Origin of the sequence: Teredinibacter franksiae (genome assembly GCF_014218805.1) — a bacterium.
Classification (GTDB): Bacteria; Pseudomonadota; Gammaproteobacteria; order Pseudomonadales; family Cellvibrionaceae; genus Teredinibacter; species Teredinibacter franksiae.
In genome coordinates this window covers 2,066,509-2,088,747 of sequence record NZ_JACJUV010000001.1, presented here as the reverse complement: position 1 = coordinate 2,088,747, position 22,239 = coordinate 2,066,509, and the positions used below count along the sequence as shown (strand labels likewise).

Annotated in this window: 21 protein-coding genes and 1 other RNA gene; 9 read left to right on the top strand and 13 right to left on the bottom strand. The window is 50.2% G+C overall.

Annotated elements, in window-relative coordinates:
• Positions 1 to 27 precede the first annotated feature (27 nt).
• The 6 genes from H5336_RS08600 to H5336_RS08575 all read right to left on the bottom strand — a co-directional run bounded on the left by H5336_RS08600 (position 28) and on the right by H5336_RS08575 (position 6,956).
• Entirely contained in the window at positions 28 to 1,434 is a 1,407-nt protein-coding gene (locus H5336_RS08600; protein WP_185233304.1) for a hypothetical protein, read from the bottom strand.
• Between the two features lie 88 nt (positions 1,435 to 1,522).
• Complete coding sequence (locus tag H5336_RS08595; protein ID WP_185233303.1) at positions 1,523 to 2,260, bottom strand: 16S rRNA (uracil(1498)-N(3))-methyltransferase; 738 nt, start codon at positions 2,258 to 2,260, stop codon at positions 1,523 to 1,525.
• Positions 2,260 to 3,105, bottom strand: coding sequence for a methylenetetrahydrofolate reductase [NAD(P)H] (gene metF, locus H5336_RS08590; protein WP_185233302.1), 846 nt, complete (start codon positions 3,103 to 3,105; stop codon positions 2,260 to 2,262). The genes H5336_RS08595 and metF overlap by 1 nt, the downstream gene beginning before the upstream one ends.
• A 95-nt stretch (positions 3,106 to 3,200) precedes the next feature.
• Positions 3,201 to 4,595, bottom strand: coding sequence for an adenosylhomocysteinase (gene ahcY / locus H5336_RS08585; RefSeq protein ID WP_185233301.1), 1,395 nt, complete (start codon positions 4,593 to 4,595; stop codon positions 3,201 to 3,203).
• Between the two features lie 213 nt (positions 4,596 to 4,808).
• Complete coding sequence (gene metK / locus H5336_RS08580; RefSeq protein ID WP_185233300.1) at positions 4,809 to 5,963, bottom strand: methionine adenosyltransferase; 1,155 nt, start codon at positions 5,961 to 5,963, stop codon at positions 4,809 to 4,811.
• Positions 5,964 to 5,969: 6 nt separating this feature from the next.
• A complete protein-coding gene (locus H5336_RS08575) occupies positions 5,970 to 6,956 on the bottom strand; it encodes a metalloregulator ArsR/SmtB family transcription factor (protein WP_185233299.1) in 987 nt (328 codons plus the stop codon).
• Between the two features lie 317 nt (positions 6,957 to 7,273).
• Between H5336_RS08575 and tkt the strand changes: the two genes are divergently transcribed.
• The 5 genes from tkt (at position 7,274) to H5336_RS08550 (ending at position 12,825) form a co-directional block, all read left to right on the top strand.
• On the top strand, positions 7,274 to 9,277 hold the full coding sequence (gene tkt, locus H5336_RS08570; protein WP_185233298.1) for a transketolase: 2,004 nt from the start codon (positions 7,274 to 7,276) through the stop codon (positions 9,275 to 9,277).
• Between the two features lie 142 nt (positions 9,278 to 9,419).
• Positions 9,420 to 10,595 (top strand): phosphoglycerate kinase, encoded by a 1,176-nt coding sequence (locus tag H5336_RS08565; RefSeq protein WP_185233296.1) that lies wholly within the window; start codon positions 9,420 to 9,422, stop codon positions 10,593 to 10,595.
• A 197-nt stretch (positions 10,596 to 10,792) separates the two neighbouring features.
• On the top strand, positions 10,793 to 11,785 hold the full coding sequence (locus tag H5336_RS08560; RefSeq protein ID WP_185233294.1) for an alpha/beta hydrolase: 993 nt from the start codon (positions 10,793 to 10,795) through the stop codon (positions 11,783 to 11,785).
• Positions 11,786 to 11,812: 27 nt separating this feature from the next.
• The gene (locus H5336_RS08555; protein ID WP_185233292.1) at positions 11,813 to 12,139 is read left to right on the top strand and encodes a hypothetical protein; all 327 of its coding nucleotides are present in this window, start codon (positions 11,813 to 11,815) and stop codon (positions 12,137 to 12,139) included.
• A gap of 98 nt (positions 12,140 to 12,237) precedes the next feature.
• Positions 12,238 to 12,825, top strand: coding sequence for a hypothetical protein (locus H5336_RS08550; RefSeq protein WP_185233290.1), 588 nt, complete (start codon positions 12,238 to 12,240; stop codon positions 12,823 to 12,825).
• A gap of 194 nt (positions 12,826 to 13,019) precedes the next feature.
• Here H5336_RS08550 and ilvA read toward each other — a convergent pair whose 3' ends face one another.
• Positions 13,020 to 14,534 (bottom strand): threonine ammonia-lyase, biosynthetic, encoded by a 1,515-nt coding sequence (gene ilvA, locus H5336_RS08545; RefSeq protein WP_185233288.1) that lies wholly within the window; start codon positions 14,532 to 14,534, stop codon positions 13,020 to 13,022.
• A 253-nt stretch (positions 14,535 to 14,787) separates the two neighbouring features.
• Between ilvA and rpiA the strand changes: the two genes are divergently transcribed.
• Both rpiA and serA read left to right on the top strand, forming a co-directional pair.
• Positions 14,788 to 15,465, top strand: coding sequence for a ribose-5-phosphate isomerase RpiA (rpiA, locus tag H5336_RS08540; RefSeq protein ID WP_185233286.1), 678 nt, complete (start codon positions 14,788 to 14,790; stop codon positions 15,463 to 15,465).
• A gap of 26 nt (positions 15,466 to 15,491) precedes the next feature.
• Positions 15,492 to 16,727, top strand: coding sequence for a phosphoglycerate dehydrogenase (gene serA, locus H5336_RS08535; protein WP_185233284.1), 1,236 nt, complete (start codon positions 15,492 to 15,494; stop codon positions 16,725 to 16,727).
• A gap of 143 nt (positions 16,728 to 16,870) precedes the next feature.
• Here serA and feoB read toward each other — a convergent pair whose 3' ends face one another.
• Both feoB and H5336_RS08525 read right to left on the bottom strand, forming a co-directional pair.
• The gene (feoB, locus tag H5336_RS08530) at positions 16,871 to 18,922 is read right to left on the bottom strand and encodes a ferrous iron transport protein B (RefSeq protein WP_185233282.1); all 2,052 of its coding nucleotides are present in this window, start codon (positions 18,920 to 18,922) and stop codon (positions 16,871 to 16,873) included.
• Positions 18,923 to 18,940: 18 nt separating this feature from the next.
• On the bottom strand, positions 18,941 to 19,177 hold the full coding sequence (locus H5336_RS08525; protein ID WP_185233280.1) for a FeoA family protein: 237 nt from the start codon (positions 19,175 to 19,177) through the stop codon (positions 18,941 to 18,943).
• A gap of 506 nt (positions 19,178 to 19,683) precedes the next feature.
• Here H5336_RS08525 and H5336_RS08520 point away from each other — a divergent pair.
• Positions 19,684 to 19,830 (top strand): hypothetical protein, encoded by a 147-nt coding sequence (locus H5336_RS08520; protein WP_185233278.1) that lies wholly within the window; start codon positions 19,684 to 19,686, stop codon positions 19,828 to 19,830.
• Between the two features lie 243 nt (positions 19,831 to 20,073).
• On the opposite strand, the gene H5336_RS08515 is transcribed toward H5336_RS08520, so the two are convergent.
• From H5336_RS08515 to H5336_RS08500, 4 genes are all read right to left on the bottom strand, one after another.
• The gene (locus H5336_RS08515) at positions 20,074 to 20,646 is read right to left on the bottom strand and encodes a 5-formyltetrahydrofolate cyclo-ligase (protein ID WP_185233276.1); all 573 of its coding nucleotides are present in this window, start codon (positions 20,644 to 20,646) and stop codon (positions 20,074 to 20,076) included.
• 33 nt (positions 20,647 to 20,679) lie between these two features.
• Positions 20,680 to 20,857, bottom strand: a non-coding RNA gene (gene ssrS, locus H5336_RS08510) — 6S RNA.
• A 76-nt stretch (positions 20,858 to 20,933) separates the two neighbouring features.
• Positions 20,934 to 21,236 (bottom strand): cell division protein ZapA, encoded by a 303-nt coding sequence (locus H5336_RS08505; protein WP_185233274.1) that lies wholly within the window; start codon positions 21,234 to 21,236, stop codon positions 20,934 to 20,936.
• A 34-nt stretch (positions 21,237 to 21,270) separates the two neighbouring features.
• A complete protein-coding gene (locus H5336_RS08500; RefSeq protein ID WP_185233272.1) occupies positions 21,271 to 21,480 on the bottom strand; it encodes a TIGR02449 family protein in 210 nt (69 codons plus the stop codon).
• A gap of 112 nt (positions 21,481 to 21,592) precedes the next feature.
• Here H5336_RS08500 and H5336_RS08495 point away from each other — a divergent pair, with 112 nt between their 5' ends.
• Positions 21,593 to 22,225, top strand: a complete 633-nt coding sequence (locus tag H5336_RS08495; RefSeq protein ID WP_185233270.1) for a UPF0149 family protein — start codon at positions 21,593 to 21,595, stop codon at positions 22,223 to 22,225.
• Positions 22,226 to 22,239 lie beyond the last annotated feature (14 nt).

Below are 22,239 nucleotides of genomic sequence, written 5' to 3'. Positions count from 1 at the left end.
CTAGTAGGTGTGCTGGGTTTAGGGTAATTAATGTGGGTGCAATTGGAAGTGCAACGGATTAACCGGCTGTGGTGCTGTGGGTTTGGCAAGCATCGCAGCGCTGGGCGCTGGCAGGCACCAGTCCCCGGTAGTGGACAGCGTGGGTGCGGCTAGATCCTGGTAGAACATCGTTAAGTCCACGTCTGGCAGTAGCGCATTGGTCACAAACATGGCTCTGTCTTTTACGTCGGTGTCGCCAAGCCAGTTAAGCCCGGCCCAGCCAATAAGATACTCGTCACAATAGATGGCGTCGCCGATGGGTTCGACAAAGGCTACCTGATAATCCAAACCCCAAAAGCGTTTCATAATGGCTATTTCAAAGAGCATGGCCAGGTCTTCAAACTGAGAACTGTAGGCGTAGCTGTCGGCGGCGGCATCGGCTTCAAATTCGGCGCCCACTTCTGCCGCGGTTAATTGTGTTTGCGCAACGGAGGGTGTTTCGCCCCGATACATCACCTGCCCCAGTCCGCTAAGTACGGAGGATGTGAGCGCACTATACTGGCTGAGCTGGTCTGAAACTCGACCGTTGGCTAGGCTGTCGATGGCCTGGGGTACGGTGCTGGTTGTGGTAAGGCTGGAGTAGCTGCCGTAGGGTAAAAAATCATTTACATGGGCGAGTTCGTGGAGCAGTAAGCGAGCACTGATGAGCACTACATCGACGAGGGGTCGTGCCTGGGTATTGTCGAGACTGCCGTAGGAAAAGGCGTAGTCGCCGTTCTGCAGGTAACGACCCCAATCTCGAAAAGCCAGCGGGTCGGAAAAGCCGGCGCGATAGTCTTCTTTGGGGTTGATCGTGGTTTTTTCGGCGTTGTTGGTCCACAGATAGAACGGGTCCAGGTATATGGCGCCGGTGTTGCTACTATAAAATGCGGGGCGAATATCATCGTCAATGACAATCGCCGTCAGTCCGCGAAACAGGGGCAAGATTTCTTCCGGGTAGGCAAGCAGTACTTCTTCAAAGCGCTCCGCCATCCAGTCGTGAGACACCAGTACCCGGCCCATAATGTCGGCTACGGAGGGCGTTTCGGTTTGCATGCCGAGTAATGGCAGTTCTTCTAGGGTACAGAGCTCGGAGGTGGTGTCGGCTAGAGCGCAGTCGTAGAGTGCGCTGGCATGTGGGGCGCTGGGCTGCCAAGCCCGCACGTCCTCGAGGGAGTCTTCATTAGCGCTGCTGGAACTGCTAGTGCTACTGGAGCTGCTGCTGGATCGGCTAGTGCTACTGATAAAACTGTTGGAACTACTACTACTGGAACTACTAGTACTGCTGCTGGAGCTGAGGGCATTGCGTGAGTCGCTAGGTAAAAGGCTACCGCCGCCGCTACTGCCACCACCGCAGGCTGTGAGGCCTAGCACGGCAAACGCGAGCATCGTTCGAATAATATGCGTTGGTTTCATAACTCATCCCTGTAACGATAAATGCATGCAGCAGTATGACAACACAAACGTGTGGGTGTTGTAAAAGGCTGTAGGTTTTTGCGATAGATCAGGCGGGGGAGAGTAGGTCGCCCCAAAGGGACTGTACAATGGATAGAGCCGCAATGGGGGCGGTTTCGGTGCGGAATACCCTCGGCCCAAGTGCTAGGGACTTGAACCCTTGTTGTTCTGCGTGAGTGATTTCGTTGTCGCTTAGGCCGCCTTCAGGGCCTATGAGCAGCGCCACTGATTGAGGTTGTTGCAGTGCGTTAAGTGACGCTTCTGCACGGTGGTGTAATACGAAGCGGTATTCGCTAGTGCAGGCTGTTAGGTATTCGTCCAACGGCTGCGGTGTGGCGAGTATGGGAAGTGTATTGCGCTGGCACTGTTCGCAGGCAGCAATGGTAATTTTTTGCCACTGGCCAAGACGTTTTTCTAACCGCTCAGCATTCAGTTTTACTTCTGTGCGCTCTGTAAATAGCGGCACAATACGGGTAATCCCCAATTCTGTTACTTTTTGTAGAACCCAGTCGAAACGGTCGCCACGGGAAATACCAATAGCCAGCTCTGTTTCCAGTGGCGACTCGCGATCAATATCGCTTTGTTGGTTTATAGCAACCGTAGCGGTTTTCTTGCTGACGGCGGTAATAACGGCGGAGTATTCACTACCGCTATTATTGAATAGCGTAAGTTCGCGGCCCGGTTGCATGCGCAAGACTTTAAGCAGGTGGTGAGAAGCACTCTCTTCCAGTTCCAGTTCGGAAGAAAGTGCAAGGCTCTGTGCCGTGAATATACGTGGGATTCGCACTAGTCAGTTAAACCCAAGTTGGTGATGATATTGCGCGTGGGTTCAATCTGGTTCATGGTATAAAAATGCAGCCCTGGAGCGCCATTCTCTAGCAGTGTCTCGCACAATTCGGTTACGAGGTCTGTTGTAAACGACTGCAGGCTCTCCTGGTTACTTCCAAAATCTTCTAAGCGTTTACGTATCCAGCGTGGAATTTCCGCACCACAGGCATCGGAAAAGCGTGCAAGGTTCTGGTAGTTGGTGATGGGCATAATGCCGGGGATAATCGGCGCGTCGATACCCTCCTTTGTGCACTGCTCTACAAAATAAAAGTAGGCGTCGGGATTGTAAAAATACTGGGTAATCGCGCTATTGGCTCCGGCATCAAATTTACCTTTTAAATAGCGGATATCCTGTAAATAGCTGTTGGCCTCTGGATGGATTTCCGGGTAAGCCGCTACGCACAGGTGAAAGTGGTCACCAAATTTTTCGCGAATAAAAGCAACGAGTTCGTTGGCGTATACCATTTGCATTGCGGCGCCCATGCCTGAGGGCATATCACCGCGCAGGGCGACAATACGATTAACGCCGCAATTTTTGTATTCGTCGACCATTTCGTACAGGGTTTCTTCGTGGTCGCCACCAAACGACAGGTGTGGTGCTACGGAAAGGCCTTCGTTGCGCATGGCCTTAATAATACCTTTAGTGTTGTCGCGGGTAGAACCACTGGCACCGTAGGTAACAGAGAAAAAATCTGGATTGAGTTTGTTCAGTTCCGCTCGAACCGTTTTCAGTTTTTCCTGGCCTACGTCGGTTTTTGGAGGAAAAAACTCGAAACTTAGGTTTACTTTTTTTTCGCTTGTCATGGCTTTGTCCATTTTGTAAGGCTTCGCGTTGCTATACCCCGCCAGCTAGAGGCTGGCGTTCGATGGGCTGGGTGCAGCGAAATCCCACATGGTTATTAATACTTATAAAACTCAGGCTTGTAAGGCCCATCAACGTCAACGTTGATGTATTTTGCTTGTACTTCGGTGAGTTGAGTCATAACTCCGCCAAACCCTTCAACCATGGCTTTGGCTACTTCTTCATCCAGTTTTTTCGGCAGTACTTTTACGTAAAGCTGCTGTGTTTTTTCGTGGGAAGGGAAATCGGCAAATTTATTTTCGTACAAATATATTTGCGCAAGCACTTGGTTGGCGAAGGAGCCGTCCATAATGCGCGAGGGGTGGCCAGTTGCATTGCCCAGGTTTACCAGACGACCTTCGGAGAGCAGTATTAAATGGTTATTGCTGGCCTTATCGCGATAAATTTTGTGTACCTGGGGTTTGATTTCATCCCATTCCCAGTTTTCACGCATATAAGCGGTATCGATTTCGTTATCGAAGTGGCCGATGTTGCACACCACTGCAGCGTTCTTCAGCGTTTGTAGCATGGCTGAATCGCATACATTAGTATTGCCGGTGGTGGTTACGATTAAATCGGTTTTACCTAACACTTCGAGGTTTATGTCTTCGGTTTTACCGGTGTTAACGCCGTTGATGTAGGGAGCAACAACTTCGAAGCCGTCCATACAGGCTTGCATAGCACAAATGGGGTCGATCTCTGTTACCTTGACAATCATGCCTTCTTGGCGCAATGAGGCCGCGGAACCTTTACCGACATCACCATAGCCAACTACCAGTGCTTTTTTACCCGCAAGCAAGTGGTCTGTGCCACGCTTAATGGCGTCGTTCAGGCTGTGTCGACAGCCGTACTTGTTGTCATTTTTAGATTTGGTTACCGCGTCGTTTACGTTAATGGCAGGCACTTTTAGTGAGCCTTCTTCCAGCATTTCCATTAACCTGTGTACACCCGTGGTAGTTTCTTCGGAGATACCGTGAATGTTGTCGAGCATAGTGTGGTACTTATCGTGTACCGCCTGAGTTAGGTCGCCGCCATCGTCGAGAATCATGTTGGCTTCCCAGGGCTTGCCGTCCTTCACAATTGTTTGCTCGATACACCACCAGAACTCTTCCTCGGTTTCACCCTTCCAGGCGAATACGGGAATACCGGCGGCGGCAATGGCGGCTGCGGCGTGGTCCTGGGTGGAGAATATGTTGCACGAACTCCAGCGCACATCGGCGCCTAATTCAATCAGCGTTTCAATGAGCACGGCGGTTTGAATGGTCATGTGTATACAACCCATGATCTTTGCGTTGGCCAGTGGCTGCTCGGCTTTATAGCGCTTGCGTAGTGCCATTAGCGCGGGCATTTCGCCTTCGGCGATGTCAATTTCTTTGCGGCCCCATTCGGCTGCTTTCAAGAATTCCTCTTGAGTTTTAGCGGCTACTTTGTAGTCGTTGAATTCGGTGGTCATATTTCTCTCCGAGAAATGCCGGACGTTTGATATTGGACGTCTGACGCTATGTGAATTAATTCATTAATTGTGTAAAAACTTTTTCTGGCTGCTGAAGTAAAGGCTAGATGTCTTCGGTGAAGCTCAAGTAGTTGTAATCAAACAGGTCTTCCGCACCAGATTTATGGCATCCCGTTACACAGCTTAGTAGCCGCTTAAATTTCCATCGTCCGACTAAAGCGCAGCTTTGAGCGCTTCTGCTTTATCCGTTGCTTCCCAGGTGAAATCAGCAATCTCTCGGCCAAAATGCCCATAAGCGGCTGTTTGGCGATAAATTGGGCGCAACAAATCCAGCATTTCAATTAAACCGCGTGGGCGAAGGTCAAAATGCTCAGCAATTAATACTTGAATCTTGTCGTCGTCAATTTTGCCCGTACCAAAAGTATTCACCGAAATAGAGGTAGGCTCGGCAACACCAATAGCGTAGCTCACCTGAATTTCACAGCGGTCTGCCAAGCCGGCGGCGACAATGTTTTTTGCCACGTACCGAACAGCGTAAGCTGCGGAGCGGTCTACTTTGGATGGGTCTTTACCCGAGAACGCACCACCACCATGGCGGGCCATGCCTCCGTAGGTGTCTACGATAATTTTTCGCCCGGTTAAACCACAGTCGCCCACAGGGCCGCCAATAATAAATTGGCCGGTGGGGTTAATGTGGAACTTGGTGTCGGCGTGCAGCCATTCGGTTGGTAACACGGGTTTAATGATTTCTTCCATTACGGCTTCGCGAATGTGCGATTGCGAAATGTCGGGTGAGTGCTGTGTGGAAAGTACTACAGCATCCACTGCGATCGGTTTGCCATCTTCGTAACGCAGGGTAACTTGGCTTTTTGCATCTGGGCGTGCCCAGGCGTGAGTGCCGTTTTTACGCAGCTCGGCCTGCTTTTCTACTAGCCGGTGCGAGTAGTAAATGGGGGCGGGCATAAGCACGCTGGTTTCATTGGTGGCGTAACCAAACATTAAGCCCTGATCGCCTGCACCCATGTCTTTGTCGGTGGCTTCATCTACACCCATGGCAATGTCGGAAGACTGTTTGCCTATGGCGTTGATCACGGCACAGGAGTCGCCGTCGAAACCCACCTCGCTGGAGTTGTAACCAATATCGGTAATGACATTTCGGATGAGGTCTTCAAGGTCAACGTAGGTGGAGGTGCGTACTTCACCGGCGACAATGGCCATGCCGGTTTTCACCATGGTTTCCACGGCCACACGTGCGTTCTTGTCGTCGGTTAAAATCGCATCCAGCACTGCGTCGGAAATCTGGTCTGCCATTTTGTCGGGGTGGCCTTCGGAGACAGACTCCGAAGTAAACAGTGAATACTTCGCCATTAATTCCTACTCCTTAATAAATTGCCGTAGTTGAATTTGAAAACCATTGCGAAGAGCAAAATAAATACTTTGTCCTTCAGTAAAATTAGCATCGTTGGCCCAGCGGCCAAGATCCTGTGGGTCGAAACCGAGCCAGATGTCGCCGCAGGCTTGCCGCGCCCAGTCCTGATCGTGGTTGCATAGCTCGCATACCAGCAGTACGCCATTGCTTTTCATGGCCAGGCCGACATCGGTAAAAATCTGCGCCGGAGAAGAGGCGTGGTGTAAAACCATGTTAATTACCACGCAATCGAATGGTTCGCTGGTGGTTCTGCAGTAACGGGTATCGTTGTGAATAAAGTCGATATTGCCCAGTTGCTGTGTTTGACAAAACTGCTTGGCCGTCGCTAGCAGTGATTCTGAATTATCCAAAGCGGTAACGTGCAAAAAGGTCTTGGCCAGAACTTCCAAAAACAACCCTTCGCCAGGGCCCACTTCAAGTGCCCGTTTGCGTTTAGTTAAAGGGCTTGCGGCGAGCATGTCGGCTACCTGCCCGGCATACACGCTGTAACCGGCAATTAAATCCTGCTTTTCCTGAAATTGGTCGGCGTGCTCGGTAAAAAATATACGCGAAGCCTCTGCTCGCTGGTGATGAATATCGTCTACCCTACTGTGCAGGCTTTCGTCTATCTGTAACTGGTCCGTTGTTTGGTAGAGCGCCATTTGTAATTGACTGGCAGCACTTTCGCATGAAGGGAAGTTACGGCGATAAAAAATTGAGTTGCCCTCGCGCCGGGTTGTAACTAGGCCGGCACAGGCCATCACCTTAAGGTGATGGCTCATACTGGACTGCTTTACTTGGAATAGGTGGCAAAGCTCCAGCACCCCAAATGAATCGGTTCTCAGTAGCCGCAGTATCTCCAGTCGCAAAGGGTCCGCCGCTGCTTTAAGCAGTGGTGATAGCTGATTTGCGCTGAGCTGTTGGCTCTCGCTGGCTGGAATTGGGGTATTCATAGGGAGGCAGTCTAGCAGCCGCACAAACCTATATCAAAATATTTTGATATAGGTTTGTGCGGCGCTTATTACCAATGGCCTTGCAGATGGCTGCTATCGATCAAAAAGTGGGATAAAATAGTACCTAAAAGTCAAAAAGACTATATGATAATTGTTTACCTTATCGTCAATGTAAGGGAGAATACGCGCTCGAAAATTTGGGGGCTGTAAACTGTTTGCAGTTGTACTGAACTTCCTCATTTTCCCGGTATTAGCTCGTTTACCCTTCGATTTACCGGGATACCAATTCAAAAAGAGATACCAGGAGTTATTTTCACATGCCTTCACGCAGAGAACTTGCCAACGCAATACGCGCCCTGAGCATGGACGGTGTTCAGAAAGCCAACAGTGGACACCCCGGCGCCCCAATGGGAATGGCCGATATTGCCGAAGTTTTATGGAACGATTTCCTCGACCACAACCCTAGCAACCCTGAGTGGAGCGATCGAGACCGTTTTGTTCTTTCCAACGGCCATGGCTCTATGCTGGTTTATTCTCTACTGCATTTAAGTGGGTATAACTTACCCATCGAGGAGTTGGCTAACTTCCGTCAGTTGCATTCTAAAACGCCGGGTCATCCCGAGTACGGTTATACCCCTGGTGTTGAAACCACCACTGGCCCGCTCGGCCAAGGTATATCTAACGCTGTCGGTATGGCGATAGCGGAAAAAGCATTGGCGGCGCAGTTTAACCGCGACGGTCATGAGATTGTCGATCACTTCACTTACTGTTTCCTCGGCGATGGTTGCATGATGGAAGGTGTTTCCCATGAAACCTGTTCGCTGGCAGGCACTTTAGGCTTGAATAAGCTGGTGGCTTTCTGGGACGACAACGGCATCTCTATCGACGGTGAAGTAGAAGGCTGGTTTACCGACGATACGCCTAAGCGTTTTGAAGCTTACGGTTGGCATGTTATCTCCAAGGTAGACGGCCACGACTCTGAAGCCATAAAAGCGGCCATTGAAGCGGCACAAGCCGAAACCGGCAAGCCGACTTTAATCTGCACCCAAACCACCATTGGTTTTGGTTCGCCAAACAAGCAGGGCACCCACAACTGTCACGGTTCCCCTCTGGGCGCTGAAGAGATCGCCGCTGCCCGAGAATTCCTTAACTGGAAGCACGAGCCGTTTGTTATTCCCGAAGATATCTACGCGGGCTGGAATGCAAAACAAAAAGGTAATGCAGCTGAGCAGGCCTGGAACGATAAGTTTGCGGCCTATAAAACGGCGTACCCAGAGCTGGCTGCCGAGTACGAGCGTCGCGTGATTAACAACGATTTACCGGCAGACTTTGAAGCCAAGGCCAATGCGTTTATTGCCGAGTGCCAGGAAAAAGCTGAAAAGATTGCCAGCCGAAAAGCGTCGCAAAATACGATTGAAACTTTCGGCGCATTGCTGCCTGAATTTATGGGCGGTTCCGCCGATTTGGCCGGTTCTAACCTTACGTTATGGTCTGGCGCCAAAGGCTTAACCGCTGAGGACGCTAGCGGCAACTACATTTATTACGGTGTGCGTGAATTTGGTATGAGCACGATCATGAACGGTTTGTCTGCTCATGGTGGTTTTATTGCCTACGGTGCAACCTTCCTGATGTTCCAGCAGTACGCGGCTAATGCCGTACGTATGGCGGCGTTGATGAAGCTGCGCAACGTATTTGTTTATACCCACGATTCCATTGGTCAGGGCGAAGATGGCCCAACCCACCAACCGGTTGAAGTACTGGGTACGCTGCGCCTTACCCCCAATATGGACACCTGGCGCCCAGCGGATGCAACAGAATCGGCGGTAGCGTGGAAGTCAGCTGTTGAGCGCAAAAACGGCCCAACGGCATTGGTATTTAGTCGCCAAGGTCTCGATCCTCTTGCGCGCGATGCCAAGCAAGTGGCCAACATTGCCCGCGGTGGTTATGTGTTGAGAGACTGTGAAGGTGAGCCTGATATTATTCTGCTGGCTACTGGATCTGAAATGGGTATAACTCTGAAGGCGGTTGAACAGTTGCAGAGCGAGGGTGTTAAAGCGCGCGCCGTGTCTATGCCTAGCACCTCAACTTTTGATCTGCAAGACGCCGAGTACAAAGAATCTGTACTACCCTTGGCCGTATCGGCCCGCGTTGCAGTTGAAGCTGCAGCGGCCGACTTCTGGTACAAGTATGTAGGCATCGATGGCCGAATTGTGGGCATGACCACCTTTGGTGAATCGGCGCCCGGCGGCGTTTTGTTCGAGCACTTTGGCTTTACTGTAGACAACATTGTCAACACGGCAAAAGAGCTTATAGAAGATTAATCACATCAAAGGGTTGCGGGCTGGCATTTCTATTCTGGCCTGGATCCCGGCTGTTTTTATAAGCAGCCTCTTCTTGTATTTCCAATCTTCCGGCTGTGGTTACACAGCCCAAAAATAAATTGATTACCTACTGGAGAAACACATGTCAGTAAAACTCATGAAAGACCTAGATCTAAAAGGTAAGCGAGTATTGATTCGTCAGGACCTGAACGTACCCATTCAGGACGGCGAAATTACCTCGGATATCCGTATTAAGGCTTCACTGCCTACCATTAAGCTAGCGGTCGAGCAGGGCGCTAGAGTTATGTTGATGTCCCACCTTGGCCGGCCAACCGAAGGCGAGTACGAAGAAAAATATTCTTTGAAGCCGGTTGCCGTACGCTTAACCGAACTGCTGGGTAAAGAAGTAAACGTTGTAAAAGACTGGCAGGCCGGTGTTGAGCTGAATGATGGCGACGTTGTGCTGTTAGAAAATGTTCGTTTTAACGCGGGCGAAAAGAAAGACGACGAAACGCTGTCTAAAGCTTACGCTGCGCTGTGCGATATATTTGTGATGGACGCTTTTGGTACGGCTCACCGTGCCCAGGCTTCTACCCACGGTGCGGCTAAGTTCGCCCCTGTTGCCTGTGCTGGCCCGCTGTTGGCCGGCGAGCTGGATGCGCTTGAAAAAGCGCTGGCAAAACCTGCTCGGCCGATGGTTGCGTTGGTGGGTGGTGCAAAGGTGTCTACCAAGTTAACCGTGCTGGATGCCCTTTCTAAAGTGTGCGACGTGATGGTTGTTGGGGGTGGTATTTCTAACACCTTCGTTGCCGCCGATGGCAACGAAGTAGGCAACTCACTGTACGAGAAAGACCTGATCCCGGAAGCCCAGCGTTTGTGTAAAGATACCGATGTTATTTACGCCACTGACTGCACAACCACAACCGATGGTTTTGACGATTGGGCCGATGATTCACCGGTTGAAATCAAAAAGTGTAACGAAGTTAAGCCCGGCGAAGAAATTATCGATTATGGCCCCGAAACCGCCGCTGCCGTTGCACAAATAATGAAAGACGCCAAAACCATTCTGTGGAATGGTCCCTGTGGCGTGTTTGAATTTGATGCATTTGCGGCGGGTACCAAAATTGTAGCGCAGGCCATTGCCGACAGTGATGCTTTCTCACTGGCGGGCGGTGGTGATACTTTGGCAGCCATCGACAAGTACGGTCTCTCTGACAAAATCTCCTACATCTCTACGGGTGGCGGCGCTTTCCTCGAATACGTAGAAGGCAAAACACTACCGGCCGTTGCTATGCTGGAATCCCGCGCGGCAGAATAAGTTTAAACCGGCATTTGCAGGTGGGGGCACTTTGCTCCTGAGGGTTTGTAAATAAATTCTCGTCTATTCATGTTGAAAGCCGGGCAGCCGAAGGGTTGCCCGGCTTTTTTATGCCTGATATATCGGCTAGAGACTTTTTCGTCTGGCGCAATTATCGACTAGAATAAAGAGCACTTGTGTTACTACGGCATCTCGCTATGGATCAGTCAGACCGTCTCTACCTGCGTCAGCAGTTTCCCCTCCTCGATTTTGATAAACCGTTTGTAATCGGTGGCTGTAAGCCGGAGTTGCAGGAGTTTTTGCAGCAGTATGGCTATGTACAACTGCTGGAGTGTACCCCCTGTGAGTATTATGCCGGGCAAGCAAAGCTGGGCGGCTTTCGTTGCGTTGCCCATTGCTGGGAACCGCCTAGGGAAGAGGGGGTGGCATCGAAAACAGCCATTATCGCCCACGGCTTGTTTGATCACACCGGGCTGTATTTGAAGCTAGTGCGAGCCCTGTTGAACGCAGGCATTACCGTGTTTGCGATAGACTTGCCGGGGCACGGTATTAGCGAAGGAGAGCCTGCGAGTATTGAATGCTTTGATGAATACGCCAATGTTATCGCTGATAGTGTGCTTCTGTTGGGTCAATGGCCGTCAAGATTCGGTACAATCTCGCTGATTGGACAAAGCACAGGTGCGGCCGTTGTTTTATGGTATTTGCTCGATCAGGTTTATCAGAGCAATATTCACCGAGTTGTGTTGTTGGCGCCCTTAATGCGCCCGGTTCGGTATCATCTAATTCAGTGGTTGTTTCCGCTGGCCAAGCTAATGGGTGTTACACCCAAGAGACGGTTCACTCAAAATTCAAGCGACTTGGATTTTTGCCGATTTCTCGAGAACGATGACGAGCTGCAGGCTCATCATATTCCTCGGCGTTGGATCAGTGCGATGCTGGATTGGGTGGTTTGGTTTGAGCGCCGCTGCCAAAATTGTGATGATAAATCGAATAAACTAGAAGTGCCGTTGCTTGTTGTGCAAGGCGATTTGGACCAGGTAGTGGATTGGCGTTACAACCTGCCTTGTATTACCCGAATTTTTAAGCAATTTGACACGGTCACTGTTACCGGTGCTCGGCATCATTTAGTCAATGAATCGAAAGCACTGCGGCAAAAAATATTCAGTCCCATTGTTAAATTTTTGGAATAATCACCGTCGATACGGAATGTTACCTCAATGAAAATATTGTCCTTATGGATGTTGGTTTTTTTATTTTCGGCCTGCTCACAAAATACCCCTCTGGCTGATACTAAATCGAGCGAAAGCGGCGTAACGAATGCTTTCCTTGAGTACAAAAGACAATTGGTCAGTATTGAGCAGGTCGGGGTTATTGAACAGGAGCAGGTCAAGGGGGTGGTTTTCGATGACGGTTTTTCAGAATCCCGCTATTTTGTACTGCACTGGGTGTCTGATTATTGTGTGGATGGGTACACTGTGTTCCAAAACTGTGCCAAAAAATCGTGTGAATACAAGTTTGAGTGGGTTGAAGGTGTGTGTGAATAGTGGGAATTTGGGCGTCCATTCATATTAAATTCAGCTTTGATATGGCAATGTTCTGCCTAATATTTTTGATAATAACGTGTTAATTAAAAGGAGTTTGTATGAATTCAATATTATGCCGGAATGCTTTTCTTGTTGGGTTTATGCTGTTGTCGAGTATTGCCAGTGCTGGAAGTGCTCTCGATGAATCAACGGTTAAAAGGTTGATAGCTGCGAGTAGCCAACTCGAAACGCTAGAGGATAAGTACCCTGATGTAATGGACGCCGATTTCGGGTTAGATTCTTTTTCCGATGGCGGAAAAGCCTTCGTTGCACATCTTGCGTCAACGCCTGCCTATGGCGGTGTAAAGTCAATTGCAAAGGAGAATGGTTTCAAGTCTGTCGAGGATATGTTCTCGACGTTATTTCGTGTGTTTCTGGCCAAAATGGCGGTCGAAGTAGAGCGGCACCCGGAAATGGCGGCTATGTGGGAAGGCGCTAATGTTGAGAAGTTTCGAGCACAGATGGCCGGAAGCGGAATGCCAGAAGAGGTTGTCGCACAGCAAATGAAACAAATGGAGGCTATGCTCAAACTAGCCGACTCAGCTAAAAAGGCTCCTGAAGCGGACAAGGCTTTCGTTAGAAACAATTCAAAGCTGATTTCTCAACTCACTAAAGATAGTGAGGAAGATGAGGACGCAGAAGAGTAGTTTCGGAATTTACACATGCACAAGCAGTGAACAATAGGATTATACAAAAAAGCGGGCAATTGCCCGCTTTTTTGTGCAAAAACTAAACGGAAAATTTGTTCTTTTTTAATTTTTTGCCATTCGAGCATTAAACCACTCGCCACGGTATTGAAGCGCGTGTTAGCCACTGTAGGTGTTAGGTTGTAAATACAGCTTCAGCCAAGAAAATATTGATAAGCCTCATTATTGGTTTCGTCTGAATAGTTGTAGCCTAGTTCTTTCAAAAGCTTTTCAAGCTGCTTACGCTCTTTTTTTGGCACTTGCAGCCCAACAAGTACACGACCAAAAGCGGCGCCGTGGTTGCGGTAGTGGAACATGGAAATATTCCAGCGGCCAGCAAGTTTGGTTAGGAAATTAAGCAGTGCTCCGGGGCGCTCCGGGAATTCAAAGCGGTAAACAATCTCGTTTTGTGCCTGTGGTGCGTGGCCACCTACCATATGGCGAATGTGTAGCTTGGCGACTTCGTTTTCGGTCATGTCGACAACTTTGTAACCTTTGCCCTGCAGCGTTTCTACAATTTCAGTGCGATCATTTTTATCGGGCGATATTTGCAGGCCTACAAAAATATGGGCGTCGCGATTATCGGCGTAGCGGTAATTAAATTCGGTGATTGAGCGCTTACCTATCAGGTGACAAAATTTTCGGTAAGAACCGGGCGCTTCTGGAATGGTTACAGCAAAAACCGCCTCGCGTTTTTCGCCCACTTCGGTACGTTCAGAAATGTAGCGTAAACGATCGAAGTTAGTGTTAGCGCCGCTGGCGATGGCCACCAGTGTTTTTCCTTTACAGTCCGTTTCCTTGACGTATTTTTTTAGTCCTGCGAGTGCAAGTGCGCCTGCAGGCTCGGTAATGGAGCGGGTGTCTTCGAAAATGTCTTTAATGGCTGCGCACATTTCGTCGGCATTAGCGGTAATAACACCGTCGATGGTTTCCTTTATGACGCGAAAAGTTTCTTTGCCTATTTGGGCAACGGCAACGCCCTCGGCAAATATCCCAACCTGCGACAGCGTAACTCGGCGCTTTGCATCCATTGCCGCCTTCAGGCAGGCGGCATCGTTCGGCTCTACGGCGAAAACTTTGGTTTCTGGTCTAACGTATTTGATGTAAGCCGCCATACCGGCGCAGAGTCCGCCACCGCCCACGGGAATAAAAACGGCATCAATGGGGCCCGAGTATTGACGTAACAGCTCCATGGCCACGGTACCCTGGCCAGCAATAACATCGGGGTCGTCAAACGGCGGGACGTAGGTCATGCCTTTTTCGACAACGAGCTTTTTTGCGTGGGCTGAAGCCTCGTCATAGGTGTCGCCAGTTAATATTACCTTGGCGCCTCGGCGTTTTACGGCGTCTACCTTAATAGCGGGCGTTGTGCAGGGCATGACAATAATGGCATGTACCCCGAGGTGCTGAGCAGAAAGTGCTAGGCCTTGGGCGTGGTTGCCAGCAGAGGCGGCCACTACCCCGGCAGCACGCTGCTTGTCCGAAAGCTGCAGAAGCTTGTTGTAGGCGCCGCGAATTTTAAAAGAGAAAATCGGTTGTAAATCTTCGCGCTTTAACAACACCTTGTTTTGAGTGCGCTCGGAAATTAAGGGCGCTTCATCCAGTGGCGTTTCCACCGCTAGGTCGTAGATGCGTGCGTTGAGTATGCGTTTTATGTAGGACTGTGGCATGGGCGTGGGTCTTTAAGCGGTTTTCGCAATTTTGGAGGGCAATGGTAAAGGATGCCGGGGGTGAAGTCAGTAAATACAGCGTGGATTCAAACGGCGCTCGCGCCATAATTATACTGGGTCAATGAGTGCTGCTTGGAAACTGATTTTGGCCTGAGGCATCCGTTAACCAACGGACACAAAAGGAAGCTTTAAATTAGCGCCCACAGGCCCTAGAATGCCCACTCTTTTCTCCCCTGTAGCGATACCATTTCCCATGAACCAGGACGACCTGAAAAAATCCGTTGCCCAGGCAGCGGTAGACTATATTCTGCCTAAACTCGAAAACGATACCCTGCTGGGTATTGGCACCGGTTCTACGGCCAATTTCTTTATTGATCTGCTGGGCGAGCATAAAGCCAAATTTGATGGTGCTGTGGCTAGCTCTGAGGCGTCTGCCGAGCGGTTGCGCAAACTGGGTATTCCGGTTTATGAGCTGAATGCGGTTGATCAGTTGGCGTTCTATATAGACGGTGCCGACGAAAGTAACGCCGGCCTGCAATTGATTAAAGGCGGTGGTGCAGCGTTAACGCGGGAAAAAATCGTTACCGCTTGTGCTGGCGAATTTATCTGCATTGCTGACGAAAGCAAGTGGGTGGAAATATTGGGTGCATTTCCATTGCCGGTGGAGGTTATACCCATGGCGCGGTCATTGGTTGCACGCGAGTTGGTGAAATTGGGGGGAGACCCTGTACATCGAGCTGGCTGCATAACCGATAATGGTGGCGAGATTTTGGACGTTCACGGTTTACAGATACAAGACCCGGTTGGATTGGAATCGGCCATCAATCAGATTCCCGGAGTGATTACTAATGGCTTGTTCGCCCTGCGCTCAGCCGATGTGCTCTTACTGGCAACCGATAGCGGCGTCAAAACCCTATACCCAGCCCGATAGCCGTAACTTAAAAGTGAGATAGACCTATGGCCAACCCGATTACCTCCCTTGGCAAAGAAAAAATTAAATTTGTACTGCTTGAGGGCGTCAACCTCTCCGCTGTTGAAAGCCTGAATGCAGCGGGTTACACCAATGTTGATTATGTCAAAACAGCGCTGGCCGATGATGAGTTAATTGAGCGCATTAAAGACGCTCACTTTGTTGGCCTGCGTTCGCGTACTCAGCTTACCCGGCGGGTATTTGAGAACGCACCTAAGCTGATTGCTGTCGGCTGCTTTTGTATTGGTACTAACCAGGTCGACTTACTAGCGGCGCAAGAGCATGGGGTTGCCGTATTTAATGCCCCGTTCTCTAATACGCGCAGTGTTGCTGAGCTGGTGATGGCTGAAGCGATACTGTTGTTGCGCGATGTGCCCGCTAAGAATGCCGGTTGCCACCGCGGTGAATGGAAAAAGTCGGCGGACGGCTCCTTCGAAATTCGCGGTAAAACGTTGGGTCTGATTGGTTATGGCTCAATTGGCAGTCAAGTGAGCGTGATAGCTGAATCATTGGGTATGAGCGTGTTGTTTTTCGATGTGGTGAATAAGTTGCCATTGGGCAATGCCACGCAGTGTAAATCGTTAACTGAACTGCTGGCTAAATCCGATATCGTTTCGCTGCATGTACCGGAAATAGCGGCGACCAAAGATATGATAGGCGCTGAGGAAGTCGCGGCAATGAAGCCGGGCGCGATGTTGATTAATGCTTCCCGTGGTACGGTTATCGATATTGACGCCCTGGCGTCGGCTTTGGCGTCGGGCCATATAGCGGGCGCGGCGATTGATGTTTTTCCGGTTGAGCCTAAAGGTAATAATGAAGAGTTTGTTAGCCCTCTGCGCGCATTCGACAATGTTATTCTCACGCCGCATATTGGTGGGTCAACCATGGAAGCGCAGGAAAATATTGGTTTTGAAGTAGCAGAAAAGCTGATTAAGTACTCGGACAACGGTACAACCACTTCTTCTGTGAACTTTCCTGAAGTGGCGTTACCCGCTCACAACAACGTGCACCGTTTACTGCATGTCCATAAAAATGTACCCGGCGTACTCACCGCCATCAACCAAGTGTTTTCGGCAAACGATATCAACATTACGGGTCAGTATTTACAGACCAATGACAAGGTCGGTTATGTGGTGGTTGATGTGAATTCAAAATACAGTGATTTGGCATTATCACAATTAAAAGGAATTGACGGCACCATTCGCTGTAGGGTGTTATTTTAAGGGCAGTCGAACGTCGACACTGGTGGGGTGGTTTCCCTGAGGAATTGTGGGGTGTTTATCCGTAGGTCGGATAAACGCATCTATTGGGCCTCGGAGCAGGCCCTCAGACCGCTCTAGATTTCACCGGCGAAGCCCGGTATCCCTCAACCGTTAGGTGGCAAATTCACCACCGGAATATGATCTTCAATGCCTTTCTTCATGTACATAATAATAAAGCGGTAACAACCGTATAGTACGGCAGTGGAGCCAATAATCCAGACTAGCGCGGCAACAGGGTTGCCAGCGAACATGCTTAAGTGCCAAAGCAGGGTGGCCAGCCAGTAAGACAGTAATAGGCTCCATAACACCGACGCTGTAAGCCAAACATGCCCCGCTTCTTTCTGCATTACGCCAATGGTTGCTACGCAAGGCGCGTAGAGCAAAATAAACACCAGATAACAGAACGCCCCCCAAGCTGAAGGAAACATTTGCTGCATGGCCGTGTAGCTTCCTGGTTGGGTCGCCGAGGCATCATTTTGCGCAGAGCTAATGCCAAGCGGGTCTGCCAGGGCGCCCACAAGGCCTGCGGCATTCGCCACAATACTGGTAAATGCGGCTTTAATGTCGTCAATAAAGTCCGGTTGCTCATCGGTGTTTTTGTCGTCCGGTGGTGCGTAGAGCGTATCGAGCGTACCCACGACCACTTCTTTGGCAAACAACCCAGTAAATAGGCCCACCGTTGCGGGCCAGTTTTCTTCGCCTACACCCATGGGAATAAACAGCGGTGTTAAGGCTTTTCCGGTAGCCGAAAGGGCCGATTTTTCTGTGTCTTGGTTGCCCCAGCTGCCATCGGTGCCAAATGAGGACATAACCGACAGTAGTATTACCACGGCTACAATGCGTCGGCCTGCACGCCAAATAAAGGAATACAGTCGGTGCCAGGTTTGGGTGAGTACGTTGCGCAGCAATGGGCGATGGTAGGCGGGCATCTCTGTAATGTTGGCGGTAACCAACCCAGAAAACAGTTTTTTACGCAGAATCCAGGCGGAGAGAACAGCTACCAGAATACCGAGGATGTAGAGCGCGAAAATGGCATTTTGAGCTTGGCTGGGGAAGAACGCGGTGCCTACAAATACATACACCGAAAGCCTGGCGCCACAGCTCATAAAGGGCGCAATAAAAATGGTGGTTAAGCGGGCGCTGGCATGGCCGAGGGCACGGGAGGCCATTACTGAGGGCACGTTGCAGCCGAAGCCAATGATCAGTGGGATAAAGGCCTGACCGGGTAGGCCAATACGCGCCATGAGCCTGTCGATGACAAATGCAGCGCGAGACAGGTAGCCGGAGTCTTCCAAGAACGACATACACAGGTAAAGGAAGCCGATGACCGGTATGAAGGTACCCACTAGTTGAATACCTCCGCCAACGCCATCGGCGACAATAACGGTGAGCCATTCAGGGCTCTGCAGTGTAGACATTATCCAGCGGGTACCATCAACAAACCAGCTGCCGAGAATAATGTCGAAGAAATCGATAAAAACCGCGCCAACATTGACCGCTACGGTGAACAGTAGATACATCACAAGCAGAAAAAAGGGCAGGGCCAGCTTGGGGTGAAGTAACCAGCGGTCTATTTTTTCGGTGCGGCTGGTTTGCCCGCTCTCACGAAAACAGACGCTTACAGCCCGGTCCAAATCCAGCGAACCTTTGGTGGCGGGGTAGGATTGCAGGCTCTGTTCAATGGTCTGGCGAAGTTCGTTAATACCCTGCCCTGTGGAGCCGACTACACCAACAACGGGGATTTCAATTTCACTTTTGAGGGCGCCCAAGTCCAGCTTAATGCCTTCGGCCTCGGCGCTATCGAGCATATTGACCACGAGTACTACGGGGGTACCGGCAGTGATCAGTTCGGGCAACAGTTCCAGTTGCTGTGGCAGGCGCGTGGCGTCCACTACCAGTAGTACCAATTCGGCTTTGCCGCTGGAAACATAGTCCAGCGCAACCCGTGCCTCCAGCCCCTGAATATCATCATGTAGCGAATACACACCGGGCAGGTCAATAAGCAGGGTGTGCTCTTCGCTTAACCTTAACTGTCCGTCTTTGCGTTCAACGGTTACGCCCGGCCAGTTACCTGTGCGCTGACGGGTTCCGGTAAGACGATTAAATAGGGTGGTTTTGCCACAGTTAGGGCCACCAATGAGGGCGATCTCTTTCACAAGCTTCTCAGTGCGGAATTAGGCGTTAGTGGTGACTTGGATAAGAGAGGCTTCGTAGGGACGAATGGAGAATAGCGTGCCGCGGCACTTTATCTGCATTGGGCCTTTGCCTCGGCTTTTGTGGAGTACCTGAAGGTTTTCGCCAGGCTTGATTCCGAGGGAGCCACATTGACGATGAAGAGCCTGATTATCCCCAAGTAGAGAGTGAATGGTGGCAAATGCACCAACGGCTAGATCGTTGAGGGTGGTAGACATAGGTTGAGTGCAGCTCCGTTATTTTTCCGGAAAATCTCGGTTATCAATAATAATTCTTATTATCGGTTGAATGTTGATATCTATCAAGCAACTTCCGTTCAGCCCGGTAGAGAATTACGCCATCACTCTAGATGGTTGCTCTTTATTTAAACGCACTTTAGTATGGATGCCCCAGCTTTGTGCAGTATTCAATAGCTTGATTCTTAACCTGACCGACTGTAGTAATCATTAAGAATAAAAATTGGCACGCCAGCAGGAATCAGGTCACGCTTTTAAGTAAGTATTCACTATTAGTGTGAGCCTGTATTCATAAGGGCTATGCTGGGCTGGTTATTGGGTTTTCCCGTCGTAAACTAAAGCCTGAACACTCGAATTGACCTGTATTTAGGCTATTTGGCGCTTAAATTGGTATAACTTGTGCTCTTTGGGTGATCTTGGGGAGCTGCTTTTTTCGTTTGGGCGGCTTTGATACAAACAAACATCATAAGAGCGCAGAGGAAGTAGTCATGAAAACTGATGCCTTGACTCTAGCCGCCATAATTTTTGTTGTTGGATTATTGGCCACTGGATTGAGCGTTTCCGAAAAAGGGGAAAGCTCTGCAGAGGACGCACCTGCCGCTGAATTGCACCAAGGCGTAATCGTCAAGCGCTAGCGCAGCTTTAACAACCGTTAGGGATAGCGATACAACTTTTCTTGCGCCCCTCTTATATAGCGTGGTGTTTTGGGTCTTATTGGGCCTGGGATTTCGCTTAGCGGGAGTGGCGGCTTAACTGTGTGTATCTTGCTGTGCGGTTTATGTTGCCTCGCCTATTGCGCCCGCCCAGTTCACTCCCGCCCAGTTCACTCCCGCCCAATTTAATACGGCCCAATTTAATACGGCCCAATTTAATACGGCTTAGTTCACAGCGATAATTTCTCGGTCGGTCACAATATAATCCAGCGGGATATCCCAGTTATCGGCGGTTAGTTCAGTATGTTCCTGTAGCGCGTGCGCAAGACCTACCAGTAGCGGCCCGTGATGGGGTATACGGCGTTTAAAGGCGAAGGTGCGATCATAGTAGCCTCCACCCATTCCCAGGCGGTTGCCGGCTCTATCGAAAGCGACCAAGGGCAATAACACTATATCCAGCTGGTTCGCACCAAGGCATTTTTGTTTGGGCAGTGGCTCGGCAATGCCATAACGATTGCGCCATAGCTTCGATCTGCCATTGTTTACCCGAAAAGACATCTGTTTGCGGGTTAAAACCGGATACCACGTTATTTTGTTCTGTGAGCGCGCGCGGTAGGCCAGCTTGTGGGGTGATATTTCACCGTCGTTGGCGAAATACAGGGCAATATTTTTTGCGCCGTTAAAATGCGGCAGACGGAGGATTTGGCGGCATAGGTTGTCGGCGGCAGTACGCTGCTGGCTTGTATTCAAGGTTCTGCGGCGATTCCGAAAAATACTGCGCAGGTTTGCCTTGTTCATGTGCTAAATGCCGTGCGTGGCGATGAGATAGGAAAGATTCCCGGGAATGCCGCTGTCAACCTTACCTTGAACCCGACAGTTCAAGGGGGAGGGAACTGTCATGCGTCAGGCTTTCCGACAAGCGGACATGCGCACAGCACAAACGAGTAGCCTCCTGAAAAAAATTTATCGGCTCAGGGAATTAGCCAACTGGCGAGCACCCCAGGAATGTTAAGTATAGCCATTGCGCGGCCAAGGAAACAGTCTTGACAAGTATAGAGTTTGGGCACTGGAGAAATTGAGGCTTACTAGGTGCTTGGTTTGTCTAGTGCGCGGGCAAGTTTGGTGGCTATACGTTCTAGTGCCACAGCGTTCTCGGGGGAGGATTGCTGTGGGCTTTTTGTCGCTTGCTGTAATTCGTAGCACAGGTTGAGTGCCGTCATAACCGCAATGCGTTCAAGGCCAACTACATTGCCACTGCCGCGAATGACGCGCATACGTTCATCCAGTTCTTCGGCGGCGTGATGCAGGGACTCTCGTTCACTGGGTGGGCAGGCCACCTGATAATCTTTATCGAGAATGCTAACGTTAACGCGCTGTTGGTCGCTCATGGCCGCTGCGGGTTCCTTATTTCAGTCGCTGCCATCAGGATTCGGCTTCGATATTTTTTAACCGGTTAATCATGGTTTCTACCCGGTTACGGGCTAACTCATTTTTTTCGGTTAAGCGGGTGCGCTCTTGTTGCCAGTTAGTTTCTTTGGCGCGAAGGGTGGCGTTTTCCTGTTCAAGGCGATCGCACAGGCTGATGAGGTCATCTAGCCTAGCTTCGACTTCACTGAGTAATCGGTCGGTCATACGTGCAAATGTGCTTATAATGTCTGGGCTACATGTTAATCGCAATTCAGTAAAAGTATAGTGCTTTCTTCACGGTTACAGAGCTTAACCGTGGTCTGTCACAGAGGTATTTATGAGTGGTTTATTCGAATTTCATTTTATTAACGATCAGTTAATGAATATGGGCAGCGTTAATTCTGCTGCCGAGTTACAGGGTCTGCTCTGCGGTCGCTTGAGTGCGGGTGAGGATTTGACCGCGGCGCAATGGCAAGAAATAGCGCTGGAGTATCTTGAGCTAGATTATATTACACCTAATGAAGAGCACCAGGCGCTGTTCTTGTTGCTGCTGGAACACTCTGGCCGGCTGCTGAAGGATGATGAGTATGTCTTTCAGCCGTTACTGCCAGACGATCATGCGAGTATGGATCACCGTGCACGTGAACTCAGTGGCTGGTGCGAGGGTTATCTCCATGGTTTAGGTCAGGCTATTGGTAAAGCCGGTCTGGGCGAAGGCGACAAATTACCCGATGAGGTGGCCGACGCCCTGCGCGATATGGCGCATATTACCCAGGCTGATGTTGGTGCTGAAGGTGACATGGACGCCGAAGAGAACGAGGTGTACTGGACCGAATTGGTGGAGTACGTAAAAGTCGCGGTGCTAACAGTTTATACTGAATTGACAGGCGCTAAGGCGAGCAAGTCTGAACCGGCAACGGTTGCCGACCTGCTTAAAACCGGTCAGAACAATAACGATAAGCTTCACTAGCGATGAAATAGCAC